This is a genomic window from Anaerococcus sp. mt242, assembly GCF_016798225.1.
In the GTDB taxonomy this organism is placed as follows: domain Bacteria; phylum Bacillota; class Clostridia; order Tissierellales; family Peptoniphilaceae; genus Anaerococcus.
The window spans coordinates 43,965-69,306 of record NZ_JAEUYX010000001.1 but is presented as its reverse complement, the minus strand read 5'-3'; the positions used below and the strand labels follow the sequence as shown (position 1 = coordinate 69,306).

The window sequence follows — 25,342 nt, the reverse complement described above, 5'->3', positions numbered from 1 at the left end:
GAGCCCTAAGGCTCTTTTTTTAGTGTAATTCTGGCCAATAATCACCATTAGCTTCAATAAGTTCATCTAAAACTTCTTTTGCTACTACCGCATTTGGTACAGTTTGATTCAATGTAAATGCTTGTAAAGCCTTATAATAAGAATTCTCAAAAAAAGCATCTACTAATAATTTTTCTGATGCTACCTGTGCTTCCATCAAACCTTTATGAAAATCTGGTATATCATTTCTAAGCGAAATTGGCTCAGCACCATTTGCTCCAACATAGCATGGAACTTCTACTGATGCATCGTTTCTTAGATTTGGAATTGCTCCTTTATTTGGTTTTATAAGCATAAATCTGTCATTTTTATCATGTAAAATTGATGCTGCAATATCAACAATATATTGACCATGATGGTTGCCCTCATAATCAATTGATTCTAAATTTGGATCTTCCTTAATTTCTCTTACAGTCTCTTTTATTTTTGTAATACGGCCATCCATAATTTGGTTTGCTCTTGTATAATTAGGGTCTTCTTTTGCTACCATTTGTTCCGAGAAAAGATAATAAAGTAAATAATTATTCGCAAGCCTATCTGGAAATGTTTTTATAAGGCTTTGATATGACTTCCATGTGCTTGCCCAGCTTGGATCTTCACCCTCTGTATTTAGACCTTCGTTTATAATTTTATCAATTATTTCTGGCATAACATCTCTTTTTAGAGTTTTATCATAAATAGATTCATACCAACCAAAGTGATTTAGCCCATAATAAGTTGGTATCCAATCTTGTCTATTATAACCAAAACTTTGTGCAATTATTTCTTCAATAGCAATTGTCATATCACATGCATTTATTATTTTTGCATTTGGGTATTTTCTTCTTACTACTTCTGAAATTATTGTTTCTGGATTAGTATAGTTTAAGATCCAAGCTTCTTTATTAAATTTTTGAATAAGATCTACCATCTCGGAGAACCCTTTCATAGATCTCATTGCATAAGCAAATCCACCTAGTCCACAAGTTTCTTGTCCAACCAGACCATATTTTAATGGGATTTTTTCATCTAATTCTCTCATTTTAATTCCACCAACTCTTATTTGAGAAAATATAAAATCTACCCCTTCAAATCCTTCTTTTGGATCTTCAGTCCTTATTAATTTAACACCATAATCGCCTTTTTTTATTAGGAATTTTATTATGGTTTCCATATCACTATTTTTTTCTTTATCGATGTCATAAAGTCTAATTTCTGATACATCTAATTCTTTATGATTTAATAATGAAAGGATTATTCCAGGTGTATATCCACTTCCTGATCCAGCGATGGTTACTTTTACTTTATCCATTATTTCCTCCTATAATAATTTTTCAAACTCGTTATAAACTTTTTCTACCTCTGGTCCGATAATAATTTGAATATTATTTGGTGATGGCCTGTAAACTCCTGCAACGCTTGTTGCTTTTATTTGCTCTTCATTAATAAGTGATGGGTCATTCACTTCAAGTCTTAATCTAGTAATACAGTGATAGCTATCTTTAATATTTTCTTTGCCACCAACTGATTTTAATAAAGTTTTTGCTAAATATCCATAATTGCTTGTTTTTAAGCTAGCTTTTGATTCTTTCTCTACATTTTGCTCTGAGTAATCAATCTTATTTTCATTTCTTCCAATAAGCTTAACATCCTTTTTGGTTATAAAAGTATAGAATACAAAATAGTAAACGGCAAAAGTAATGATACCAAGCAAAAGTACTTTTAAACCATTTGTTGATATGCCCAAGTTCAATATATAATCTATGAATCCAGATCCTGCTGCAAATCCTATTCTTATATTCATTAAATAAGATATTACACCAACTATCCCCGCTAAAATTGCATGGATTAAATATAGAGTTGGTGAAGCAAACATAAACATAAACTCAACAGGTTCTGTAATACCTGTTAAAAATGAGGTAAAAGCACTACTAGATATAAGGCCCTTTGCATTTTCTCTTTGATCTTTGAAACTTGCTTTGTAAATTGCAAGAGAAATTGCAGGTATAGCAAACATCATAATTACGAAAAATGGTGCCAAGAAATATCCAGCAGATGGATCTTGTGCAATATATCTACCGATTTCACCTTTAACCTGTTCTCCCGCTGCATTGGTAAATGATCCCATTTCAAAATAAATATATGTGTTAAGAACATGATGAAGCCCTGTTGGAAGAAGCAATCTATTAAAGAATACGAATAAGCCAACTCCTATAGCTCCCATACTACCTAACATTTGAGCAAAACTATCTATCCCATTTTGGAAAACTGGCCATATAAAACCAAATACCAAGGCTAGTAAAGTTTGTACAAGTAAGACTACCAAAAATGGGAAGTTTTCGCCAGCAAAGAAGAATAAAGCTGATGGCAGTTTTACTTCTTTAAATTTATCAAAACAATATGCTGACACTAAACCAGAAATAATTCCCCCAAATATACCCATATTGATATCAGGATTCATTACTTTTAATCCCTCTTTTAGTGTTAATATAGCAACTACTGCAAGCATGGCAGGTTTACCACGATCTTTTGCATTTACAAATCCCATTGCAACACCAATTGCAAATAAAATATCCAAGTTACCAAAAACAGCATTACCTGCTGCGCCTAATATAGGAATGTTTAATAAATCTTCCGATGCAATTCTAAGTAATATACCAGCAATCGGCATTACTATAACTGCTAGAAGCATTGCCTTACCTAATCTCTGAAAAAATCTATTCATATTTATCTCCTCATTTGAATTGTTTATATGTTACAAGTTCAATGTTTCTTTCTTTTAAAAGCCCTTTAATATAATCACTTGTCAACCACATATGTTCATAAACCCTCGCTGTATTAAAAGACGAATTATCCATCAAATAAAAATCTACATAAGCGGGATGAACCATAAGCTCTACAGTTTCGAAACTTGTAATATGATCAAAAAGTTCTACAAATTTTTGTTTATCTGTATTTTTGTTTGATAGTAGTCCATCACCATCAAGTTTTACAAAATCAGGTGAGTTAAAATATTTTTCGTCTAAATAACTACTCCTAACCGGCAATTTATATTCTTCACTAATTTTTTTAGCAGCAACTCTTGTTTGTTCATGGGTGTGCATGTGATGATGGCTATCTATATGATCTACATTAAAACCAGCATCAAGTATTTTATCTAGCTGCGCTTTCCATTCTTTATATATAAGTTCACCATCCAGCCAATCTCTCTCTATAGATTCATTTTGATCATCTAAATAAATAGGTCTTCTTAAAAATTCACCATTATCATCCAAAAATTCTTTCGGAAGATTAGTTAAAGGTTTTCCACTTGTCAAAACTAAATGTGCTCCAACTCCAAGCCCAGGATATTCTTTATGAAGTTTAAGAGCATCCTCAAATCCATACATATTTGCCATCATGGTAGTTGATGATACTATTCCATTCTTATACGCATCTACAATTCCAGTATTTACACCTGGACTATAGCCAAAATCATCTGCATTAACTATCAATTTCATTTAATAATTCCTTTCTGCTAATTTCAAAATAGATATCGCTTAATAAATTACAAATAAAAGGCATGACATACCTGATTGATATATCAGCTTCATAGCTTATTCTAAGTCTAAATATATCCTTGCCACTTAGACCCTCTATTTTGGGTATTCTAAATATCTTATAAAATTCTTTTTCGTTTACATTTGTGTCTTCGAAAGTTACCAAGCAATATTTGCTGTTAGAAAAATTTATTTGATTTTGCATCAGATTTAGGAATTTACCAGTCCATGATATTACAAATATTAAATCATCTTCATTGTGTATTGAAAGATACTCCTCATTTCGTTCATTGATATCCATTAAACTAATAACTTTACCTATCGTTGCCATAGATACTTGAAATCCTTGTAAAAAAGCTAGTTGCATGCCTGTTGATAAAATCGTGCATTTTTTAGAATTTTTAATCAAATATGCTGTAGTTTCTAAATGAGACTTTAATTTTTTATAAGAAAAAGATTTAGATAATACCGATAAATCGTTTGCAAGATTATTATAATCATCTTCATTTAATTCTTTGTAATCAAGATTTCTTAAAATTCCAAGACTATAATCTTCCATTAAAGTTTGTTTTAAATCAGCAAAATTTTCATATCCCATTCTTATGCAAAATCTTCTGATAGTTGACCTTGACACGGAAATTTCTTCTGCAATTTCATAAATACTATAATTTTCGAGATCATATAAGTGATTGATCAAAAACTTTGCTATTTGATAATCTGATTGATCATATCCTTCAGTATTTAAAATATTACATAAAAGATTTATGATTTGTAAACTTTCAATATTTTGAATACCTTCTTGCATTTACCTCCTCCTTAAAATGTTTTCATAAATATAGTATCATAAATAACGTTGGATTTTGGAGCGAATTTTGAACCTATAAATGATTTTAAGTACATTTCAGAAAACGTTTCCTTAAACAATAAAAAAAAAGAGAGCTGTGTCTCTTTTTTAACCCCTAACCCTCATCTCTTTCACAAGTCCTGAAATAAATTTAAAATTAGGATCTTTAGAATCACGGGCTAGGTCAAATAGGATTGTTTCTGTTTCTGTTCTTACTGCTCCCATTTCTCTTAGTGTTTTTAATGCTTCTTCTTTTTGGCTTTCTTTAAAGCTTGCTAGGGCATCTTTTGGTAAAAATACCTGTATGCCAAAATTTAATAGACTTCTTGTTGTTTGATAAACACAAATGTGGGCTTCTGCTCCTGTTATTACTACTTTTTTAATATCATTTTGCTTTATAAATTTTAAAACTTCTGCTATTGCTGCATCAAATATAGTTTTTTCAAAAATATTATCTTGATCTATTTTTTCTAGTATTCTTTCATCTGTATTGCCAAGGCCTTTTGGATATTGTTCGGTTGCAATGATTGGCATTTCATATTTTTTAAAGGCTTCTATTAAGGTAAGGGTATTTAATATTACCTCTTCTCCATTTTCTAGAGCCTTCATTAATCTTGGTTGTTCATCTATTACTAGCAAAAGTGTGTTTTCTTTTTTGCTATAGATTCCGCTTTCTTGATCAAAAGTGTTTACAAAATATTTATCGTCTAATTTTCTTTCCATAAGTCCCCCTTGTATTTATATAATAAAATTATACTTTAAAATAAACAGCAGTTATTCTATTTCTTTTAAATATATATCTTTACAAGCTTTTGGAGAAATTCTTTTTTCTTCTTTGTCAAAGCTTATAATAGCTGTATCATCAAAGCTATCAAAACCTATAAATTTTATTTTATCACCTATATCCATTTTCATAGCTTCGCAATAGGTTAATAATTCATTATCATCTCTAATTCTTCTAATTATATATACCTTGCCAGGAGTTGCTTGGCTCATTTTTATAAAATCTTTTGAAGTTTCTTCATTATTTATATAAATTATTGATCCGTGAGGACAATAATCAGGATATCCTAAATACGTATTTAATTTATTTAGAAGATTTTCATTTGTTACTGATTGCAAACTACTAGCTATTGGGTGAACCTCTTTCCGTGAAAATTTCAGTTCTTTTTCCAAAAAATATTCCCATAGTCGATGCTTGGAGAGTAATTTTTTTGTGTATTTTAGACCCTTTTTTGTAAGCATATTATCTTTGTCATCGCTTACCAGGCCTTCTTTTTTCAATTTTTTTAGCATTTCAGTTACAGAAGAAGGAGCCAGGTCTAAATGTGTGCTAATTGATTTATTAGTAACCTTCTCAGATTCTCCCATTAATTTAAATATTGTTATTAGATATTCGTCTTTTTGTGGATTTAAAGTTCTCATTTACTACCATGTCCTTACTAGCATTAACTTTCTTGTTAAGTTTGTTAACAATAGTATACTTCTTTATGCTTAGTAGGACTAGATAGACTAACATATTCACAGCAGCTACAGTACCTGCTATAGATACATTTAAACTTAATGCTAAATAAAATCCTATTGCTGCGTTTATGCTTCCAATAAGGCTGCTGAATATTAGAGTTTGCTTTAATGTTTTACTAAATAAAAGAGCAGTTGAGCTTGGTCCTATAAAAAAGGAGATGACAAGTATAGCCCCAACACTAGTAAAGGATGTCACTGCAGATAATGATGTAAATGCCATCAACATATAAAATATAAGTGTAGTAGGCACGCCAATCAAATATGCAAATTCTGAATCAAAAGTTGAAATTTGTAATTTTTTAAATTGGGATATTATAAAAATTAATATAACTACAAGTAAAATTACTTGATAAAAAATCGCCTGTGTTAACTTAAATCCTAATATATCTATCTTTACTAAGGATGCAAATAATACTTCTCCATCTAAAACCATATCTGAATCCAAATGAACATTTCTAAAGAATATGCTTATCAAAATAATCGCAGCAGAAAATAGTATTGGAAATACTACGCCAATTGCTTCATCATATTTACTCAAGCCTTTTGAACCTAGAATTTCAACTAGAAATACTGTGAGAAATCCCATAGCCGATGCACCTAATATCAGGATTGGAGATGACAAGTCTGGTATTATAAAAAAAGCCAAAACTATACCTAGTAATACTGTATGGCTAATCGCATCTGTGAGCATTGATACTCTTCTAAGCACTAGGAAAACGCCTAATAAAGAGCAAGATATGGATGTTAATATTAATAGTAATAGAGATATTATCATTTTGTATCAGCTCCTTTTAATAAAGTTTTCCCTATTGTTACTATAACAAAAATTAGCCCTTGAAAAATTATTATTGATGGACCTGTAGAAAAACCCTTGTATGTGGTGGATACCATGCTACCCAAAACGGATGTTATTATTGAAAATAATGCTGACAATCCGATAACTTTTAAGAAGCTATTGCTGATTTTTTTTGCTGTAACTATAGGAATAATTAATAGTGAACTAATTAGAATTACTCCTACAGCTTTAATTCCAACTCCAATTACTAAGATAGTCAAAAACAATAGTAGATAATCTAGGAATTTCGTATTAATCCCGATTTGATTTGCAAATTGTCTATCAAACAAATAACACTTTATGTCCCTATAGAAAATTATCATTATTCCTAAGCATAATAGAAAGGCTAACAATATCAAAAAAATATCAGCCTCTCTTAGATATGCAGCCTGACCAAAAATATATTTATCCAGTCCCGCCTTACTTGCATTGGCAAAGGTAGGGTTAGCTTGGATATAGGATTTTAAAAGCAAACCCAATCCAAAGAAACCAGATAAGTAAATCGCCATATTAGCATCCGCACCTACTTTCGAATTTTTATTTGAGTAATCTATCAAAAAATAACTTATTGCTGCACTTATTACAGATCCAAAAAGGAGAGTAATAGGATCTTTTTTGTAAGTTAGCATAAAGGCTATTATGATACCTGGTAAAGTAGAATGACCTAGGGCATCCCCTATTAGTGATTGATTCTTGTAAATATTAATAGTTCCAATAAGAGATGATGCTAAAGCTAGAAGTGTGATTCCTACGACAACTATTTGAAAGGAGTATAGCTTAAATAGATCAATCATATCTAACTCCTAAATCCCTTATCAATTTCATCTTTTATATTATCAATGTAAAGGCTGCCAGAATATTTTATATCTTTGTTTAAAACCACCAAATTATCAAAGTACTTTTCTAGTGTATATATATTATGGTGGACTGCAAGGACAGTCTTTCCCATCTCTTGCATTTTTTTAAATTCATCAGCTATAATATCTTCAGTTTTTACATCTACTCCCGTTAGGGGTTCATCAAGGATATAGATAGCAGCATCTTGAGCTAAGGCTCTGGCCAAAAACACCCTTTGTTTTTGACCACCTGATAGATTTGAAATTTGTCTATTTTTTAAGTCTAAGATTCCCATTTCATTCAAAGCATCACTTACACAATCATGATCTTTTTTATCAGCTTTTGCGAATGATTTCATGTGGGGATATCTCCCCATCATAACTACATCATAAACACTTATTGGAAAGTCCCAATTTACTGAATCTTTTTGTGGAACATAGGCTACATTTTGCTTTGTGCTTTTTATGTGATTGCCTAAAATCTTGACATCACCTTTTTCTTTTTTTATTAAGCCTAATATTGCTTTTATAAAAGTGGATTTCCCAGCACCATTAGCTCCGATTATTGCAGTCCTAGATTGTAGGGGAATATCTAAGAACACATTATCTAATACTTTGTTTTTTCCGTAAGATACACTTAAATCCTTAACTTCTATCGCATTTCTCATCATTTCCTACTTTAGATTATCAACAATCAAATCTACATTGTGCTTATACATATCAATAAAATTATCTCCATTTTGTCCTTTTTCAGCTAATGAGTCAGAGAATAATTCTTTACCGTCTCCTTGTACAATCTTTGTTTCAAATCCTTTTGATTTGACAATATCTGCTAGTTTTTCCATTCTTTCTGGATTGGTAGTAGATTCAGCAAAAATTGCTTTTATTTTTTTATCAGCTATAAATTGTGCAGTATCTTCCAAGTCCTTGTTTGAAACTTCTGATTCAGTTGTTACTCCTTGAGGGGCAATAACTGATATATTATATCTTCTTGAAAAGTAATTGAAAGCATCATGAGGAGTGACTAAATATTTATCTCCATCTGGTAATTCATTGAGTCTTTCTGCAATATACTTATCTAAGCTATCAAGTTCTTTGATATATCTGTCATAATTCTCATCGATTAATTTAAGCATTTTATCATCCGATTCATAAAGTTCTTTTAATTTATTTGCAGTATTTGTAAATGCTTCTTTGTATAGATCAATATCAAACCAAAAATGTGGATCTGTTACTGTCCCCTCATCTTCTTCCATTTCACCTAATTTATTTTTATCAAAAGTTGACGCTACTGCATATCCTGCACTTTCAAGAGCATCCACCATTTTTCCTTCAAAATGTAAACCATGATATAAAACTAGATCAGCATCTGTAATTTTGTTATAATCTTCTGGCTTAGCCACATAAACATGTGGGTCTTCTCCCGCTGGGATTATCGTATCTACATTTGCCTTATCAGCTATTAGTTCATTTACCATATCAGCAATAAAAGTAGTTGTAGCTGTGATATTTTTCTTATTATCATCCTTACTTTCTACTTCATTTTTACTGACATTTTCAGTTTCACTTACTTCTTTGTTAGCACTACATGCTGTAAAGCTTAGCAATGCAATCATAAATAATAATATTTTTTTGAACATTATGTCCTCCTTAAATTATTTTATGTGTATTATAATACTTTATTTTCAATTTGTAAAGTATTATTTTAGGTGTACCTAATTATTAAATAAAAAAAAAGAAACTTATCTAGTTTTAACTAAATAAGTCCCCCTGCCTATATATATTGTTTTTCATGATCTTATCTATAGTCGATAGCACTGCTGCTTTGTTTTTTGACCAGCCTGGATAGGCAATATTATCATTAATTCCATCTCCCGTTAGCCTATTTATTACTGTGTTAGGATTTAGATACCTAAGCATTTTTACGACTGTATTTGCATAATCATCCTTACTCATTGTATATTTTATTTTGTTTTTTTCATAATAGTATTTTAAGTAGCTGTCATTTTCTATATACAAATTGTGAATTTTGACTCCCCAAAAGTTTTTTTTGTTTATATATAAAATATTATTTATATAGTCATTTTCGTATTCATTTGGAAGTCCTACTATGATATGAGCAATGTATTTTATGCCTAATTTGTTTAATTTATCTACCCCCTGATCAAATGTTTTGTGGTCATATCCACGATTTATAAATTCTAAAGTTTTTTCATTTACACTTTGCATTCCAAGTTCTACTGTAAGGTCTGTAATTTGATTTAATTCATCTAGCAAATTTAAAACTTCATTAGGTAGACAATCTGCTCTGGTTGCAATGGATAGTCCCACTATGTCTGGTTCATTTATTGCTGCAAAAAACATCTGACGCATCTTTTCTACATTACCATAGGTATTGGTAAAATTTTGAAAATATGCTATGTAGGCTTCTTCTCGGCCGGGCTTTGATAGTTTCTTTTTTTGAAATGCTATTTGATTTTTAATATCTCCGGCTGAATTGTAAGTCCATTCGCCTGCACCATCATCTGAGCAATAGATGCAGCCTTTAAATGACAAACTCCCATCACGATTGGGACAGGTAAATCCGCCATCGAGTGGGAGTTTAATAATTTTTTTATTGTATATGATTTTATAGTAAGTATCTAAATCCCTATATCTCTTTTTATTAAGCTCCATAGGGAGATTATACCCTAGTTATCATAATCGTATAGTTCAAATACTTGGGTATCTCTTTTCTTACGCTTTTCAAAAACTGCTCCCCAATGATTGTCAAAGGTCCAATTGTAATTACCAAGTTTACCTGAGTCTTTATAGTTTTTATTAAAGTCGCGTACAAGCCATACTAATTGCTTTGAAAGTAATATCAAACCGATAAAGTTTGGTATTACCATCAGAGCATTAGCCACATCTGAAATTGACCAAACAAATTTAAGTCCGCCTAAAGAGCCTACTACTGAGAAAATAATATATACAGCCCTATAGATACCACGTACTACTTTTGATTCACTGATATAGGAAATACATTTATCTCCATAATAATACCAAGAAACTAGTGTAGTAAAAGCAAATAACATAAGGCCAAGGCTTACGATTATTTCTCCACCGACTGGTAGGGCTTTTTCAAAGGCTGCTGCTGTAAGTTTGTTTGCATCAATATTGCCATCTGTCCACAAGCCTGAGCAAATAATTACAAGAGCAGTCATGGTACAAATTAATACTGATGATACAAATACTTCAATAGCCCCCCACATTCCTTGACGAACAGGATGATCAGTATGTGCAGCGGCGTGTGCCATTGGTGCAGAACCTAGTCCTGCTTCATTTGAAAAAATACCTCTTGCAAGTCCATGACGGATAGTTAGTAGTACAGTTGCACCTGCAAATCCACCCACAGCTGCGGTTGGTTGAAAGGCATCTTTTACTATGTATCCAAGGGTTGGAAGTAATTCGTTTCTATATATTACTAATATAACTATTGTTGCACCAAGATATAAGATACTCATTAATGGTACAATTTTTTCTGCAAAGGCTCCAATTCTTTTGATACCTCCGATAATAATTATTACCATAAGAATCATAATTCCTACACCTATAAACCTAAGATCTATACCTGTCATCGTATGAATTGAGTTTGCCATTGCGTTTGACTGAACAAGAGAACCCGTTCCAAGTATAGCTATCGCCCCAAAAATTGAGAACATAATTGCTAGCCATCTTTTATTAAGACCATTTTCTAGATAGTACATAGGCCCACCTGAAAATTCACCTTTTTCATTTTTCTCACGTGTTGCAACTGCAAGTGTGATTTCGGCAAATTTTGTAGTCATGTTTACTAAAGCAGCTATCCATAACCAGAAAATAGCTCCTGGCCCACCAAGTTTGATGGCTGTTGCCACACCTACAATATTTCCAGCTCCAATTGTACCAGCAAGTGCGGTAGATACAGCTTGAACTGGTGAAATCGATTTCTCACCGGCTTCAGTTGCTTCTGATTTTTTAAATAATTTACCAAATGTGTTTTCAAATATATATCCAAAGTTTCTAAAAACCCAGGCTCGAGTTCTATAAATTAAGTATGATCCACCAAGTAACATAACTATAATCATAGGGACACCCCATAAAAAGTCACTTAGTGAACCGACCATGTCGATAAACGTTTTCATATTTCCTCCAATAATATTTTGTGAATATTTTATTTATATCTAATTAGCACAAAAGACACGACTAATGCGTGTCTTTTTAAATGCTAATTTTTTCTAGTTAAATTTATTTCTTATTTAAGTCCAAGATCTTTGTATTCGTAACCAAGGTCCTCTGCTACACCTTCAAGTGTTACGTATCCATCGTGTGTATTGATTCCTGGGATTAGTTCTGGGAATTTTTTAGCTGCTTCAAGAGTACCTAAGTTTGCGATTTGTACACCATATTTTGTTGTAGCATTTGATAAAGCATATGTTGATGTAAGTGCTGCTGCTCCTGGCATGTTTGCTACTGAGTAGTGGATTACATCGTGTTCAACAAATACTGGGTCATCGTGTGTTGTTGGTCTACCTTTTGTAAGGTCTGTTGAACCACCTTGGTCGATAGCAACGTCAACGATTACTGAACCTGGTTCCATTTCTTCAACCATGTATTCTTTTACTAATTGTGGAGCTTTACGTCCTGGGATTAGTACTGTAGATACTACTAAGTCAGCATCTTTAACTGCTTTTTCGATGTTTAATGGGTTTGAGTATTCTGTTTCAATTTTTGATCCGTATACATCTTCAAGTCTTGCAAGTGCATCGATATTTACATCAAGAACTTTAACTCTTGCTCCCATACCAACTGCAATTTGTGTAGCAGCAGATCCTACGTTACCTGCACCGATAATTACTACGTATGCTGGAGCTACTCCAGGAACACCGTTTAATAATTTACCTTTACCACCATTTGTTTTTAATAGGAATTTTGCACCTTCTTGAACAGCCATTCTACCAGCTACTTCACTCATTGGTCTTAATAATGGAAGTAAACGTCCTTGTTGAACTGTTTCAAATGCAACACCTGTTACTTTTTTATCTACTAAGTGTTTTGTTAATTCTGGGTCAGCTGATAAGTGAAGGTATGTGTAGATGATTTGACCTTCTTTGAAATATTTGTATTCGCTTTCGATTGGTTCTTTAACTTTGTAGATCATTTCAGCTTTATCCCAAACTTCTTCAGCTGTTTCTAGGATTGTCGCACCAGCTTCTATGTATTCTTCATCAGTAATACCAGAACCTAGTCCTGCGCCTTTTTGTACATAAACTTCGTGATTATTTTTAACGAACTCAGATACTGCACCTGGTGTTGCAGAAACACGGTTTTCGTTATTTTTAATCTCTGTAGGTACTCCAATAATCATAATAATTTCCTCCTATTATATTTGCAAAAAGTTTAGATACAAATCGCAATTTTCTTTTTCTTTTGTATCTCTATGTACATTATAAATCCTTTGCAAATCGTTGTCAAACATTTATTGCAAAAAAATAAAAATAACTTATAATATGCGAATATTTAGCTATTTTTAAGTATATATATATTTCAGGAAATAGTATTCATATGTAAATTTTAATTTACAATTAGTAATTACTATTTTTTATTTAAATCTAACTTTTAGCATTTACTAAATTAAATAATATAATATAATAATTTTATGATAAAACTTATTACCATTGATGTGGATGGGACTTTGGTCACTCCACTAAAAAGACTAACAAAAGCAAATATTTTAGCCATTGAAAAAGCCAAGAAAGCCGGTGTACATATAGCTTTGGCATCAGGTAGGCCTTATTCTGGAATGAAGCCTTTAGTTGAAAGATTAAATTTAAATCAGGAGGGTAATTTTTCCGTTTGCCAAAATGGGTCTTATATTTTTGATAATTATACCCATAAACCTCTATCTGGTACCTTTCAAAATCCTATCGATTTAAAAATAATTGATGATCTTTTAAAAGATTTTAATGTACAGATATCGGCCATGGATCATGAGAGCTTCTATACTCGCCATACTAATCCAAATATCTATACCAAAATAGATGCAAAGATTTCAAAACTTCCTCTGCAAGTTATCCAATATGATGACTTTGCCGATGATAAAACTTTTGGTAGAATTTTAATCATGGGCAAAAAATCCGAAATGGATAGACTATATAAAAATATGCCCCAGGAATTAATAGATAACTATTATGCAGTAAAAACCGCTCCATTTTTAATTGAGGTTATGAACAAAAATACTAATAAGGGTTATGCAATTTCTGTAATGGCCCAGGACCTTGACATCAATCAAGATGAAATAATGAGCATTGGAAATGAAAAAAATGATATTCCAATGCTGGAGCAAGCAGGTTTTGCTGTTGCTATGGCAAATGCGGTCCCAGAACTTAAAATCTATGCTGATTATATAACCAAAAACAATTTACAATCTGGTGTGGGCTATGCCATTGAAAAACTTTTGGCCAACAATCTAGAAATATATAAATAAAAACTGCAAGAAATCTTGCAGTTTTTTTCTATAATGCGCCTTTATTTTTATCTTTTGCGTATTCAAATAATTCTTTTTCTTTGGATATTTCGTAAAAAGCCTTTTTTCTTTCGCTTTCAAGTCTTCTAACAATAACTTGCATACTACGTTTTGCTTTTGTAATATCAAATTCTTTTAAACGCATATTTGTTCTAATTGCAATATCACTTGCCTTGCCATTAACAGAAGAAAATTCACTCATTTTGCTAGGTAAAGAAATTTTATTTGCTAATTTTTCATCAAATAACAATAAATTTGCATGAAAATCTAATAGGGCTTGTTGGGCACGATCTATATTGTTATTTACCGCACTAACTTTATTGCCTCTTAGCAAATTACCTAAAAAGTTTCCTCTTAAAACTTGGTGTGATGAAAAGTCATATTTGCCATTTATTTTGCTTTCTGCTCTAGATAATAAACTCTCAACATCCTTAGCTTGTCTTAGTAATGCTTCAACTTGTTTTAATTTTAATTTATAATCTTCTCTTTGATAAAGATTTGTTGTCTTAATTGCCATAGTCCCTCCGTATACGAATATTTCGCTATCTATTTTTAACATTTATACCCAAATTATAAGTTTGTTTATCAAGTAAATATTTAGTATAGTGATTTAAAAAGTGAGGAATTATGGCAAAAGTTTTATTATATAATATTAAAGAAGATTATGACCTAGAAAAATTTGAAATACTTGCAATAAAAAACAAGATTCAAATTGTCCGTGCAGAAAAAGAAGATATTGACCAATACGTAGGATATCTAGTAGGACATGAAGGCTACGAAAAAAGAGATGAAAAGCTTGAGGAGGATCCAAGCCTTGATTTTCCTTTTATCCTATTTGAAAATTTTGAACGCGATCAATTATTTAGTTTCTTAGACGAAATGAGACAAGCCGGTCTAGCTATACAACATAAGGCTGGAGAAACTGAAAATAATATAAAGTGGACTTTAAGAGAACTATTAACAGAAAATGATCGCGAAGGCAAAATGATGGGCTTAATTCACAGAATAAATGCCCTAGTAGAAAGAGCATCAATCTTAAAAGACCAATACGGTGAAGACGAAAAACTAACTAAACTAATCGATGAAATGCAAGCATATTTTGATGACTCAAGCCTATTTGAGCTAGAAGTAGCAAAAGATTATTACGAAAAATTAGCTGAAGAAATAAAAAGAGTAGAAATCGAAAATAATTAAGAGTTAGCAATAGCTAACTCTTTTTTAATAACTTTTTATATGATTTATCGGTCAAAATAGCTCCTAAGGGAGCTGTAATTAAAATTGCAATTACAGATACGGATAGGATTAAATTTCCAGATGCAAGTCCCATTTGTAGGGCAACTGGACCTATAGCTGCTTGGACAGTCGCCTTTGGCAGATATGCTAAAGATGTAAAAAGTCTTTCTTTTTTATTTAACTTTGTTCTAATAAGTGCTAAATTTACCCCTAGCATTCTAAAAATGAGTCCAATAAAAATTAAAATAACCGCTAAAAATCCAGCTTCTTTTACATAGGCTAAGTCTACAGATATACCTACTAGGACAAATAAAAATAATTCAAATACTTTCCATAAACGATTGTAAGAAAATAATAATTCTTCAGCTAATTTTGGATTTTGCTTATTGATCGTCATTCCCGCAGTCATTATAGCAATAAGAGCAGAAAATCCAATATAAGATTCGATTAGTTTTTGAAGGTCTAATGCCAAAAATGAAATACCTATAAAAATCATTGTCTTATAGATCTCATTTATATTTATTTGTTTAAATAAAGCAGAAAGAATTCTCCCATATATAATTCCAAAAATTATACCAGTAATAATAGAAATTGGTACATTCAAAAAACTCATAGCTGATAAGTGTCCACCAGTTTTTAAGGATAAAAACGATGAGAAAAATACAATCACAAAAACATCATCCACACTAGCCCCAGCTAAAATCATTTCAGGAATATTTTTATCTACCCCATAAGCTTCATCGATTAATTTTATCATACGAGGTACGACAATGGCAGGGCTAACTGCAGCTAGGACTGCTGCCATAATTCCAGCATCAATTACATCAATTGAAAAAAATCTCTGAGCACAGAAAATAATAGCAAGCATTTCAATAGAAGCAGGCAAAAAACTAAGTAAAATAGCTGGTCGGCCAACTTTCTTTAGTTTTTCAAAACTTAAAGCAAGACCCGCTCGAGTTAAGATTGTGACAAGGGCAATTTGCCTAAGGTCAGAAGAAAGATTTATAATATCCTCACTTACTAAATTCATTTGATTGGGACTAATAATAATACCTGCTATAAGCATGCCAATAATTGGAGCAAGCCCTATTTTTTCAAAAATCAGCGCCATAAAAATGCCCAATATAAAGATAATAGCAATATCGTTTAACATAAACCCCCCTTAAATTTTTATAAAAATACGTCTATTATTATACTAACATTATAAAGTTTTTCAATTATTATTTGACAATCTTTTTTTATTTTCCTATAATTAAAATATAGTAGTTTATTCAACTTATAGATTTTAAGGAGAATAACATGAATAAGAAATATGTAAAGAAAATTGGAGCAGAAAACTGGCTGTTTGCCTTAATATTTTTTGGTATCTTTGCTTCAATTGGTAGGGTAATGGGCGTTTCTAATATGATATCTACTATGATGAACGGAGCCTATGACTTGTTAATTAACACTTGCCTGTTCATAATGGCTATATCAGTTTTGACAGGTGCTCTGTCAGCAATATTTTCAGAATTTGGTTTCATATCTTTGGTCGATTTAATCTTATCTAAAATCATGAAACCTATTTATAATCTACCTGGAGCGGCATCTCTAGGAATTATAAATTGTTATTTATCTGATAACCCATCTATCCTTCCACTAGCGCATGAAGATAACTTTAAGGCCTTATTTAAAAAATACCAGCTGCCTTCTTTAACCAATCTGGGCACATCATTTGGTATGGGGCTTATAGTTACTACAACTTTAGGATCTCTGCCTCTTGACGGTGCTGGAAAAGCTGCCCTAATTGGTACCCTTGGAGCCTTTATTGGATCTATTGCTAGTGTTAGGATTATGCAAATCTTTACTAAAAAAGTATATAATACAGAAGAAATGGTAGAAGTAGAAAGTTTAAAAGATATCCCAAAAAATACAAGAGTAGTAAGAGATGGATCTTTCGGACGTAGATTTATTGAAGCTTTATTAGATGGTGGGAAAACTGGAGTAGATATGGGACTTTCTATTATCCCTGGTGTAATAGGAATTTGTACTATAATAATGCTACTGACAAATTCAGTTGGTCCAAATGGCGTTTATACGGGTGCTGCCAATGAAGGAGTTCCTGTTTTGCCATGGATTGGTGATAAGTTATCATTTATCCTAAATCCTTTATTTGGATTCTCTCATTCAGAATCTATTGCCGTACCAATAACTGCTTTAGGATCTGCCGGAGCATCAATGGGGCTTGTAAAAAACTTAGTAGCAGACAATCTTGCAACTGCAAACGATTTAGCAGTTTTTACTTCTATTTGTATGTGCTGGTCAGGATATCTATCAACTCACGTTGCAATGATGGATGCTATTGGTGCAAAAGAATTAACAGGTCCAGCAATTTTATCTCACACAATTGGAGGAATTGTGGCAGGAATATCAGCACACTTGATTTTTACACTTTTATAATCGTATCTATTATTTTAGTAAAAGTCTTAAGTTAAGATAAACAATCAATCTGAAAATTTAACAAATTTGTAAGTAAGAAATAAATTAAGTACATATTTATAAGTTATAAACTAATATATTATTTTTATTATTTACTGTAAAAATATAAATGATGGAGGAGACAAATGTCCCTCCATCATTTATTCTATACCGCATGCCTGTTTAGCAAGCCCATCTGCCCTATCATTATATTTATCATTGGAGTGACCCTTTACTTTTACAAAGTCAATTTCGATGATTTTTTTAGCATCATCTATAAATTTTTTATATGACTTTGTCAAAGCATTATTTGTTTTCCAATCTCCTGTGGCCCATGATGCTATGCCTTGGTAGTCATGGTAGATTACTATTTGCTTTTTTTTATCTTTTATAGCCTTTGATATAGCAAGCTCGCTTGCTTTTACTTCTCCAGCTACATTTCTGTGGATGTGATAGTCATCATCAAATGATTTCATTAGTTCTATCTCATCACCTTCTGAGATATACACCACTCCTGCCCCATATACTTTTAATTTCTGGTTGTAGGAACCATCAACATAGGCTATTGCAGCATTTTCTCCAATTTCTAATTCTTCCTTAATCCCTGTCATAAATTCATTTGCATCTTCTAGGGTCTTAAATGATTTGTAAATTGCGCCGCTATATCCTTTTACTTCTTCTAAACAAGAATCCCAGGATGTGTATATCCCAGGATTTCTGCCTTTTTTTACTGCGTAATATTTCATAATGTTTCTTTGTTTGCCCAATATGTTACTTGGCCTGGACCAACTGTGAATACTCCGTTTCCCTCTTCATTGATTGTTACATCTTCATTTTTTCCAGAAAGATCTACGTAAATTGCCCCCGCCTCAGATTCTCCCACATGCATTTGTTTTTCTGCCATATCCTTGATAGAGATTAGGACTGCAAGTGGTTTATGTTCATCATCTCCACGTCTTACCCAACCAATTACTGACGGATCATCAAAATAATCATCTTGGTCACCATAATTGTAATTTTTGCGGACACTTATCATATTATTTATCATTTCTTCTAATGGATCGGTTTTTACAGGCCCACATAGACCATAATAATCTCCTGCAAATATACAAGGATAGCCATCTTTTCTAAATAATATTAGTGCGTAGGCAATTTCTTTAAACCAATCTTCTACCCAAGATTCTAAGCCTTGGCCTGGTTGACTGTCGTGGTTGTCTACAAAAGTTACAGCTTGTTCTGGGAAATCTTTTACGATAGTATTATCAAATATTTTTCTCATATCGTAATTGCCCATAGACTTGCTGGCTTCTTCCATATGAAAATGTAATGGCACATCAAATAAATCTACTTGATAGGATGTGGATTCTAAATATTCTTCCATAGATTCTTTAGAGTATTGCCAAAACTCGCCAAATAAATAAAAGTTATCAATTCCGCGTTCATCTGTAATGTGGCAGGATAAATCACGGATAAATTCTTCAGAGATATGTTTTAGGGCATCGTATCGGAAGCCATCTACTTTTGTTTCATCAATAAACCAATCAGCCCATTTAAATAATTCTTCGCGCACTTCTGGATGATCGTGGTCGATGTCATTGTTCATCAAATAGTCAAAATTACCTTTTTCATTTGAAACATCGTCATCCCAGTATTTGCCATCTCCAACTATCCTATAAACAGCTGATGTACCTGATAAATCATCATAGTCAACTCCAGTAAAGTGATACCAGTGCCATTGCATTTCAGAATATTTGCCAGCTCGTCCTGGAAATGTAAAATGTGTCCAAGCTTCAATGTCATATGGATCAGAAACATCATTTGTTCGATTATTTTGATCAACCATTACCGCTTGGAATTTTTCTTTTTCATCTCCATTGCCCTTATGATTTAAAACTACATCGGCATAGCATTTTATACCTGCTTGATGAAGGGCATCAATTGCTTGGCGAAGTTCTTCTTTGGTGCCGTATTTTGTACGAACTGTTCCCTTTTGATCAAACTCACCCAAATCCCAAAGGTCATAGGCTCCATAACCTACATCCATATCTGATCCACCCTTAGTCATTGGTGGTAGCCATAGGTCATCTATTCCATTTTCTTTTAATTTTCTAGCATTTTTACTTAAATTTTTATAAAAACTGCCATCTCCCCAAGTATCCCACTCGAAAGATTGCATCATAACTTCATTTGCCATAGTAATTCCTATTTACAAATATCAATTGATTTGCTTGCACCTATTCTTGTTGCACCATTTTCTACCATTTCCAGTGCTTCTTCTTTTGTATGAATGCCACCAGATGCTTTTACTCCAATGTCTGGTCCAACTGTTTTTCTCATTAGGGCAATATCAGATGCTTTTGCACCAGCTGTTGAAAATCCAGTTGATGTTTTTACAAATTCTGCACCAGCTTCTACTGATAGTTCACAAGCTTTTACAATTTCTTCTTCATTTAATAAGCATGTTTCAATAATAACTTTTAAAACATTATCCCCACAAGCTTCTTTTACAGCCTTTATATCTTCTAGGACATAGTCGTAATCGCCTTCTTTTAAACGACCAATTTCAATAACCATATCTATTTCACTTGCCCCATCTTCGATAGCACATTTTGTTTCATAGGCCTTTACACGTGTAGACATTGCTCCTAATGGAAAACCTACTACTGTCGCAATTTTTACTTGGTCATTGTATTCTTTGATAAATTTTACAAAAGATGAGTTAACACATACACTAAAAAAATCGTGTTCTATTGCTTCATCTACTAGTTTTTTAATATCAGCTGTTGTTGCATCAGCTTTTAAATTTGTATGGTCAATTAGTCTGTTTAATTGCATTTAATTCTCCTTATATGAAATCATAGCTAGAGTAATATCATCTTGTTGCTCACCCCAGCTATAATCATTAATTTCCTTGTAAACTTTTTCTAAGTCCCTGTGCTTACAAAAAGATTCTTCCAGTCTAGCAAGTCCATATTCCCTTTTATCTTCATTGGTTGCTTCTATAGCTCCATCTGTGAAAAATAAAATCTTATCGTTACTTTTTAATTTTATGTTTATTTCATTATAGACATCAGGCTCGATTATATTTGAAATCATCCTGCCGTTACCGTGCAAATACGCACACTCTCCACTGTAATTTTTATAAATCATAGGTGGGCAATTATGACCTGCATTTGAATAAGTTAGTGTATTTTCCTTAAAATCAAATATACCCAGCCAAGCTGTAAAATATTGCGAAGAATCCATTTCTAGCTCATAAAATCTCTCACGAAGTTTTAAAAGAGCCTCGGAAGGTGTAAAATCTGGATGTTTATCAAAAATAGAAAATACAGAAACTTTTATAAACATAGTCATAATAGATGCTTTAACACCATGGCCCATCACATCAGCTATGTAGAAAGCATATTTGTCATCATCAATTTTTACTATATCATAAAGGTCACCAGAGACATTTGCACTTGGAGTATAAATACCCGAAAGGTCAATATTTCCGTATAATTTATCCTTAGGTAGGATTGATGTTTGTACTTTTCTTACAAATCTTACATCATCAAGCATAGATCTATTTGCATCAAAAAGTTCGATTTTCATCATCGTTTCACGGGTAATATCACGGAATACTTCAACTATGCCAGTATAAGTATTGTTCATAAAAATAGGAGAAGCCTTGATACTGTAATATCTATTGGAAATAAGTTTTTCTTCGACAACTGTCGTATCTCTAATGGCTTCATTTTCGGAGGATAAATTAAGGGGAAGATTTTCATTTAAATATATTTCTAAGTCTTTAGAATTGTTTTTTGCTTCAGCTAAGGATTGATTAATAAAAATGGTCGCACCGCTAGGATCGACAATACGAACCCAATCATCCATTGAATTTAATACTGCAAAATTTGTTTCTTGCAGTCTATCTACGAGTGTTTTTCCCATAAAATCCATCCCTTTTGTTTAATAAGCTAAACTTTCTTTCTTATAACTATATCATTTAATTATTTAATTGGCAAATAAATCCGAATGTACTAAAGCTTGAAATTTTAACGTTTATTAACAATAAATTTTAAATTAGGAAACTAAAAAAGTGAAGTGTTTTCCCTTAACTTTAAAATTTAAATATTTTTATATTTTTTGCTTTAATAAATAAAAGGCCCACATATAAAATATGTTTTGGCCTTTTAATTTTTATTTTTAAATTTACTTTCTGCTATCTAAATTCAAATTTATTTGAATTATCTAGTTCTGCTCCATTTACATATTTTTCATCTACGCCAAAGAAATATGTTAATACAAAGCCACCGATATATCCAGCAATTAGACCTGCTAGATATCCTATCCATCTACTTTTATAAATAAGTGGGATTAAGGCTATACCTGAAGGTCCAATTGCAGTTGCACCAATACCTCCAAATAAACCAATCACTGCACCACCGATACCTCCACCTAGGCAAGCTGTTATAAAGGCTTTACCCATCGGTAAGGTTAAAGCGTAAATTAATGGTTCTCCAATACCTAAAAATCCTACTGGAAGTCCACCTTTTGCTATAGTTGTGATTTGTTTATTTTTTCTACATTTAACAAGGATTGCTAAAGCTGCACCAACTTGGCCAGCTCCTGCCATAGCAAGAATTGGAAGTAAATATGTTGCACCTTGTTGCTCGATCATCGCTACATGGATTGGTGTTAATATCTGATGAAGTCCTAGCATTACCATTGGTAAAAATACTGCGCCTAGGATAAATCCAGAAACTGCTCCACCCATATTTATTACAGCATTTATAAATCCAATTAATCCATTAGAAATTACCCCGGCAAAAGGCATTATGATAAACATTGTCAATATACCTACTGCAAGTAATGATAGCATTGGTACTAAAATAATATCTAAAGAATCTGGTATTACTCTATGAAGGGCGTTTTCTATTTTTGAGAGAATATAAACTGATAATAGTACACCTATTACTCCACCTTGTCCTGCCGCAAGTGGTGATCCTAAGAATATATTATTAATTGGCATATCTGGATTCATTCCTGTTAGATAAACCATGCCACCTACAACACCACCGAGCCCTTCATTTGCACCAAATACTTTAGCTGCGTTGATCCCTATAAAAATGTTTAGATAAGCATAGAGTCCACTTTTCATTACATTTAAAATTTGAATGAAATTATTTATATTATCACCAGTAAGAGTTCCTGCTGTTGCCATATTAGAAAGAACTGAAGCTATACCACCTATAAGACCTGCACCTACGAAAGCAGGAATTAATGGAACAAATATTGAGGCTATAGATGCTGTAAATTTCTTAAACCCACTTTGTTTTTGTTTAGATTTATAAGCTTCTTTATTTTCTTTTGTCCTTCTTTCTAGTCTTTCTTTATCTGTTTCTTGGCTTTTTGTTGCTCCTACTTCTTCAGATAATTTTGTATTAGAAATTTCTGCCATAGCCTTTGCTACTTTTTCGCTTTTACCTGGTCCTAAGACTACTTGGATTTGATCGCCTTCAATTACTCCCATTACTCCTTCACGAGATTTTATAGCATCATAGTTGACTTTGCTATCATCTTTTACTTTTACCCTGACCCTTGTCATGCAATTAATAACTTCATTAAGGTTAGAGCTGCCTCCAAAGTCATCAATTAAAATTTTAGCCAATTGATTATTATCCATTTATATTTCCTCTCTTATAAAGCCTTTATTTTTTTCCAAGATTTCACTTGCTTTTTCATAATCCACATCTTTTATAGCCATTATTATAGCTGCCTTTACATTGTTATTAGCTTCTTTTAGTAGTTTATTTGATCTATCATAATCACAACCACTTATTTCGCTAATAATTTTTGTAGCCCTATCTACTAATTTTTCATTTGTAGGTCTAACATCTACCATCAGATTGTCATAAACTTTTCCTATCTTAATCATGGCAGTAGTAGTAATCATATTTAAAACGAGCTTTGTGGCTGTTCCTGCTTTCATACGAGTTGAACCACTTAAAACTTCTGCACCTGTTTCAATCTCGATTGGAAAATCTACATATGAAGAAATTTTTGCATTTTTATTACAAGCAATAGATCCTGTGCTAGCTCCTAATTCTTTAGCATATTCTACTGCTCCTATAGAATATGGCGTACGACCACTGGCAGCAATTCCTATTACAAAATCATTTTCTGTAAGATTTTCTTTTTGTAAATCTTCTTTGGCAGCTTCCTTAGAGTCTTCTGCGTTTTCAATAGGATTTCTTAGAGCATCATCTCCGCCTGCTATAAGTCCTGTTACCATTTTAGGATCTACTGAAAATGTTGGGACTGTCTCTGATGCATCTAATACTCCAAGCCTACCACTGGTACCTGCTCCTAGATAAAATAATCTGCCCCCATTTGTAAAAGTTTCGATAACTTTATCTACAAGTGCCTCTATTTGATCCATAGCTTCGTATACTTTTTTTGCTATAGTTTGATCTTCTTGGTTTATAATCTCTAGTATTTCTCTAGTCGATTTTATATCCAAATCATAGCTTCTAGGATTTCTATCTTCTGTTGAACTCAACTAAATCGCCTCCTTTTATATAATCTACAATTTCTAGATAATCATCTTTTACTCTACCAATCACATTTCTTTCTGGACTTACTCCTAAATCTTTTTTAATAATCTCAATTTCACCTCTATAACGACCAGATAAATTATTTAACATAACTATATCGCCGCGTTTAATAAATGTAGGATTTTGAGGATCTACATCTCTCTTTTCCCTTTCATTTCTAATTAAATAGTCACTTATGTCAGCTCTTACTTTTATTTTTTCTATATATTTAGAATCCTCTAAAAATAAAACTGGTAAGGTCACAATCTTTTCATTGTTAAATTTAGAAATATATTCCTTATCCAAAGTTCTTACATCTTCTGATAAGAGTATTAAATCTAGTTTATATTTTCTTTCAAATTTTATAAAAGTACTATAAGGATTTTTGTATCTATCATTTTCCAAAGTAGGAAGTCCCTTATAGACTGGACCTCTTAGATTTCCATTTCCAGGAATAAATCCTCCTAAGTTTAATCCATAAGATTTTATAAGACTGTTTTGCTTAATAAAATATTCTTCAGATAGTCCACTATATTCTAAAGGATAAAAATTATGAATAGCAATTATATTATCCATTTTTGTATTTGCTAATTTAAGCTTAGATAAAAAGTCATTATTAACAGTGGATGCATTAATAGCTAAAGATTTTTTATGTGAGAGCTTAGATATCTCTTCATAAGTAAAACCAAAATCAAGCCTTAAAATCAAATCCATATCAATAAGTTCTGGATGATTGTTTAAAGTTTCATTATTGATATCTACACAAACCCTAATACTATAATCTTTGCACAAATTATATAATTCTAAGAATTGCCTATAACTTTCATCACTGGTCGGATAGTGAAGGGAAGTAAATACTAAGTCAAAATCCTTATTTTTTTCTATTTCTTTTTCTATATCAATATCTTTCTCAAAGTAAATGGAAAAACCTAACATT

The 25,342-nt window shown here is 32.0% G+C and carries 25 protein-coding genes; 3 read left to right on the top strand and 22 right to left on the bottom strand.

Annotated features, from left to right (window positions below):
- Positions 1–19 precede the first annotated feature (19 nt).
- The 13 genes from JNO63_RS00430 to ald form a co-directional block, all read right to left on the bottom strand.
- Positions 20–1,330 (bottom strand): family 4 glycosyl hydrolase, encoded by a 1,311-nt coding sequence (locus tag JNO63_RS00430; protein ID WP_203126189.1) that lies wholly within the window; start codon positions 1,328–1,330, stop codon positions 20–22.
- 9 nt (positions 1,331–1,339) lie between these two features.
- Positions 1,340–2,743, bottom strand: a complete 1,404-nt coding sequence (locus JNO63_RS00425; RefSeq protein WP_203126187.1) for a PTS transporter subunit EIIC — start codon at positions 2,741–2,743, stop codon at positions 1,340–1,342.
- 10 nt (positions 2,744–2,753) lie between these two features.
- Positions 2,754–3,518 carry a carbohydrate deacetylase gene (locus tag JNO63_RS00420; RefSeq protein WP_203126185.1) on the bottom strand — a complete coding sequence of 255 codons (765 nt, stop codon included), beginning with the start codon at positions 3,516–3,518 and terminating at the stop codon, positions 2,754–2,756.
- The gene (locus tag JNO63_RS00415) at positions 3,502–4,362 is read right to left on the bottom strand and encodes a MurR/RpiR family transcriptional regulator (protein WP_203126183.1); all 861 of its coding nucleotides are present in this window, start codon (positions 4,360–4,362) and stop codon (positions 3,502–3,504) included. The genes JNO63_RS00420 and JNO63_RS00415 overlap by 17 nt, the downstream gene beginning before the upstream one ends.
- Positions 4,363–4,509: 147 nt before the next feature.
- Positions 4,510–5,124 (bottom strand): isochorismatase family protein, encoded by a 615-nt coding sequence (locus JNO63_RS00410; protein ID WP_203126182.1) that lies wholly within the window; start codon positions 5,122–5,124, stop codon positions 4,510–4,512.
- A 51-nt stretch (positions 5,125–5,175) separates the two neighbouring features.
- The gene (locus JNO63_RS00405; protein WP_203126181.1) at positions 5,176–5,826 is read right to left on the bottom strand and encodes a metal-dependent transcriptional regulator; all 651 of its coding nucleotides are present in this window, start codon (positions 5,824–5,826) and stop codon (positions 5,176–5,178) included.
- A complete protein-coding gene (locus tag JNO63_RS00400; RefSeq protein ID WP_203126180.1) occupies positions 5,777–6,700 on the bottom strand; it encodes a metal ABC transporter permease in 924 nt (307 codons plus the stop codon). The genes JNO63_RS00405 and JNO63_RS00400 overlap by 50 nt, the downstream gene beginning before the upstream one ends.
- Positions 6,697–7,554, bottom strand: a complete 858-nt coding sequence (locus tag JNO63_RS00395; protein WP_238390442.1) for a metal ABC transporter permease — start codon at positions 7,552–7,554, stop codon at positions 6,697–6,699. The genes JNO63_RS00400 and JNO63_RS00395 overlap by 4 nt, the downstream gene beginning before the upstream one ends.
- Positions 7,555–7,556: 2 nt before the next feature.
- Entirely contained in the window at positions 7,557–8,264 is a 708-nt protein-coding gene (locus JNO63_RS00390) for a metal ABC transporter ATP-binding protein (protein WP_203126179.1), read from the bottom strand.
- 6 nt (positions 8,265–8,270) lie between these two features.
- The gene (locus JNO63_RS00385; RefSeq protein WP_203126178.1) at positions 8,271–9,236 is read right to left on the bottom strand and encodes a metal ABC transporter solute-binding protein, Zn/Mn family; all 966 of its coding nucleotides are present in this window, start codon (positions 9,234–9,236) and stop codon (positions 8,271–8,273) included.
- A 112-nt stretch (positions 9,237–9,348) separates the two neighbouring features.
- The gene (locus JNO63_RS00380) at positions 9,349–10,272 is read right to left on the bottom strand and encodes a TIGR01212 family radical SAM protein (protein ID WP_203126171.1); all 924 of its coding nucleotides are present in this window, start codon (positions 10,270–10,272) and stop codon (positions 9,349–9,351) included.
- A gap of 14 nt (positions 10,273–10,286) precedes the next feature.
- Positions 10,287–11,759: an alanine/glycine:cation symporter family protein gene (locus JNO63_RS00375; RefSeq protein ID WP_203126169.1), complete on the bottom strand. Its 1,473-nt coding sequence runs from the start codon at positions 11,757–11,759 to the stop codon at positions 10,287–10,289.
- Between the two features lie 110 nt (positions 11,760–11,869).
- Positions 11,870–12,982, bottom strand: coding sequence for an alanine dehydrogenase (gene ald / locus JNO63_RS00370; protein ID WP_203126166.1), 1,113 nt, complete (start codon positions 12,980–12,982; stop codon positions 11,870–11,872).
- Positions 12,983–13,273: 291 nt separating this feature from the next.
- Between ald and JNO63_RS00365 the strand changes: the two genes are divergently transcribed.
- Positions 13,274–14,101: a Cof-type HAD-IIB family hydrolase gene (locus JNO63_RS00365; RefSeq protein ID WP_203126164.1), complete on the top strand. Its 828-nt coding sequence runs from the start codon at positions 13,274–13,276 to the stop codon at positions 14,099–14,101.
- Positions 14,102–14,129: 28 nt separating this feature from the next.
- Here JNO63_RS00365 and JNO63_RS00360 read toward each other — a convergent pair whose 3' ends face one another.
- A complete protein-coding gene (locus JNO63_RS00360; RefSeq protein WP_203126163.1) occupies positions 14,130–14,657 on the bottom strand; it encodes a hypothetical protein in 528 nt (175 codons plus the stop codon).
- A gap of 110 nt (positions 14,658–14,767) precedes the next feature.
- Here JNO63_RS00360 and JNO63_RS00355 point away from each other — a divergent pair, with 110 nt between their 5' ends.
- Positions 14,768–15,334, top strand: a complete 567-nt coding sequence (locus JNO63_RS00355) for a DUF3783 domain-containing protein (RefSeq protein ID WP_203126162.1) — start codon at positions 14,768–14,770, stop codon at positions 15,332–15,334.
- A 13-nt stretch (positions 15,335–15,347) separates the two neighbouring features.
- Here JNO63_RS00355 and JNO63_RS00350 read toward each other — a convergent pair whose 3' ends face one another.
- Complete coding sequence (locus JNO63_RS00350; RefSeq protein WP_203126161.1) at positions 15,348–16,526, bottom strand: cation:proton antiporter domain-containing protein; 1,179 nt, start codon at positions 16,524–16,526, stop codon at positions 15,348–15,350.
- Positions 16,527–16,672: 146 nt separating this feature from the next.
- Between JNO63_RS00350 and JNO63_RS00345 the strand changes: the two genes are divergently transcribed.
- On the top strand, positions 16,673–17,812 hold the full coding sequence (locus tag JNO63_RS00345; protein ID WP_203126160.1) for a CD0519/CD1768 family membrane protein: 1,140 nt from the start codon (positions 16,673–16,675) through the stop codon (positions 17,810–17,812).
- 179 nt (positions 17,813–17,991) lie between these two features.
- Here the strand turns inward: JNO63_RS00345 and JNO63_RS00340 are convergent, their stop codons facing one another.
- From JNO63_RS00340 to JNO63_RS00310, 7 genes are all read right to left on the bottom strand, one after another.
- Positions 17,992–18,576, bottom strand: coding sequence for a ribonuclease H1 domain-containing protein (locus JNO63_RS00340; RefSeq protein ID WP_203126159.1), 585 nt, complete (start codon positions 18,574–18,576; stop codon positions 17,992–17,994).
- Positions 18,573–20,024: an alpha-amylase gene (locus tag JNO63_RS00335; protein ID WP_203126158.1), complete on the bottom strand. Its 1,452-nt coding sequence runs from the start codon at positions 20,022–20,024 to the stop codon at positions 18,573–18,575. The genes JNO63_RS00340 and JNO63_RS00335 overlap by 4 nt, the downstream gene beginning before the upstream one ends.
- 8 nt (positions 20,025–20,032) lie before the next feature.
- Positions 20,033–20,665, bottom strand: a complete 633-nt coding sequence (deoC, locus tag JNO63_RS00330) for a deoxyribose-phosphate aldolase (RefSeq protein WP_203126157.1) — start codon at positions 20,663–20,665, stop codon at positions 20,033–20,035.
- Positions 20,666–21,760 carry a PP2C family protein-serine/threonine phosphatase gene (locus JNO63_RS00325; protein ID WP_203126156.1) on the bottom strand — a complete coding sequence of 365 codons (1,095 nt, stop codon included), beginning with the start codon at positions 21,758–21,760 and terminating at the stop codon, positions 20,666–20,668.
- Positions 21,761–22,031: 271 nt separating this feature from the next.
- Positions 22,032–23,495 carry a PTS transporter subunit EIIC gene (locus JNO63_RS00320; RefSeq protein ID WP_203126155.1) on the bottom strand — a complete coding sequence of 488 codons (1,464 nt, stop codon included), beginning with the start codon at positions 23,493–23,495 and terminating at the stop codon, positions 22,032–22,034.
- On the bottom strand, positions 23,496–24,371 hold the full coding sequence (gene murQ / locus JNO63_RS00315) for an N-acetylmuramic acid 6-phosphate etherase (RefSeq protein WP_203126146.1): 876 nt from the start codon (positions 24,369–24,371) through the stop codon (positions 23,496–23,498).
- Positions 24,352–25,341 (bottom strand): MupG family TIM beta-alpha barrel fold protein, encoded by a 990-nt coding sequence (locus tag JNO63_RS00310; protein ID WP_203126144.1) that lies wholly within the window; start codon positions 25,339–25,341, stop codon positions 24,352–24,354. The genes murQ and JNO63_RS00310 overlap by 20 nt, the downstream gene beginning before the upstream one ends.
- Between the last annotated feature and the right edge of the window lies 1 nt (position 25,342).

What these genes read in the sequence shown, in the direction of transcription:
- JNO63_RS00430 (WP_203126189.1), bottom strand. Translation starts at nt 1,330, where the DNA reads ATGGATAAAGTAAAAGTAACCATCGCTGGATCAGGAAGTGGATATACA.
- JNO63_RS00425 (WP_203126187.1), bottom strand. Translation starts at nt 2,743, where the DNA reads ATGAATAGATTTTTTCAGAGATTAGGTAAGGCAATGCTTCTAGCAGTT.
- JNO63_RS00420 (WP_203126185.1), bottom strand. Translation starts at nt 3,518, where the DNA reads ATGAAATTGATAGTTAATGCAGATGATTTTGGCTATAGTCCAGGTGTA.
- JNO63_RS00415 (WP_203126183.1), bottom strand. Translation starts at nt 4,362, where the DNA reads ATGCAAGAAGGTATTCAAAATATTGAAAGTTTACAAATCATAAATCTT.
- JNO63_RS00410 (WP_203126182.1), bottom strand. Translation starts at nt 5,124, where the DNA reads ATGGAAAGAAAATTAGACGATAAATATTTTGTAAACACTTTTGATCAA.
- JNO63_RS00405 (WP_203126181.1), bottom strand. Translation starts at nt 5,826, where the DNA reads ATGAGAACTTTAAATCCACAAAAAGACGAATATCTAATAACAATATTT.
- JNO63_RS00400 (WP_203126180.1), bottom strand. Translation starts at nt 6,700, where the DNA reads ATGATAATATCTCTATTACTATTAATATTAACATCCATATCTTGCTCT.
- JNO63_RS00395 (WP_238390442.1), bottom strand. Translation starts at nt 7,554, where the DNA reads ATGATTGATCTATTTAAGCTATACTCCTTTCAAATAGTTGTCGTAGGA.
- JNO63_RS00390 (WP_203126179.1), bottom strand. Translation starts at nt 8,264, where the DNA reads ATGAGAAATGCGATAGAAGTTAAGGATTTAAGTGTATCTTACGGAAAA.
- JNO63_RS00385 (WP_203126178.1), bottom strand. Translation starts at nt 9,236, where the DNA reads ATGTTCAAAAAAATATTATTATTTATGATTGCATTGCTAAGCTTTACA.
- JNO63_RS00380 (WP_203126171.1), bottom strand. Translation starts at nt 10,272, where the DNA reads ATGGAGCTTAATAAAAAGAGATATAGGGATTTAGATACTTACTATAAA.
- JNO63_RS00375 (WP_203126169.1), bottom strand. Translation starts at nt 11,759, where the DNA reads ATGAAAACGTTTATCGACATGGTCGGTTCACTAAGTGACTTTTTATGG.
- ald (WP_203126166.1), bottom strand. Translation starts at nt 12,982, where the DNA reads ATGATTATTGGAGTACCTACAGAGATTAAAAATAACGAAAACCGTGTT.
- JNO63_RS00365 (WP_203126164.1), top strand. Translation starts at nt 13,274, where the DNA reads ATGATAAAACTTATTACCATTGATGTGGATGGGACTTTGGTCACTCCA.
- JNO63_RS00360 (WP_203126163.1), bottom strand. Translation starts at nt 14,657, where the DNA reads ATGGCAATTAAGACAACAAATCTTTATCAAAGAGAAGATTATAAATTA.
- JNO63_RS00355 (WP_203126162.1), top strand. Translation starts at nt 14,768, where the DNA reads ATGGCAAAAGTTTTATTATATAATATTAAAGAAGATTATGACCTAGAA.
- JNO63_RS00350 (WP_203126161.1), bottom strand. Translation starts at nt 16,526, where the DNA reads ATGTTAAACGATATTGCTATTATCTTTATATTGGGCATTTTTATGGCG.
- JNO63_RS00345 (WP_203126160.1), top strand. Translation starts at nt 16,673, where the DNA reads ATGAATAAGAAATATGTAAAGAAAATTGGAGCAGAAAACTGGCTGTTT.
- JNO63_RS00340 (WP_203126159.1), bottom strand. Translation starts at nt 18,576, where the DNA reads ATGAAATATTACGCAGTAAAAAAAGGCAGAAATCCTGGGATATACACA.
- JNO63_RS00335 (WP_203126158.1), bottom strand. Translation starts at nt 20,024, where the DNA reads ATGGCAAATGAAGTTATGATGCAATCTTTCGAGTGGGATACTTGGGGA.
- deoC (WP_203126157.1), bottom strand. Translation starts at nt 20,665, where the DNA reads ATGCAATTAAACAGACTAATTGACCATACAAATTTAAAAGCTGATGCA.
- JNO63_RS00325 (WP_203126156.1), bottom strand. Translation starts at nt 21,760, where the DNA reads ATGGGAAAAACACTCGTAGATAGACTGCAAGAAACAAATTTTGCAGTA.
- JNO63_RS00320 (WP_203126155.1), bottom strand. Translation starts at nt 23,495, where the DNA reads ATGGATAATAATCAATTGGCTAAAATTTTAATTGATGACTTTGGAGGC.
- JNO63_RS00310 (WP_203126144.1), bottom strand. Translation starts at nt 25,341, where the DNA reads ATGTTAGGTTTTTCCATTTACTTTGAGAAAGATATTGATATAGAAAAA.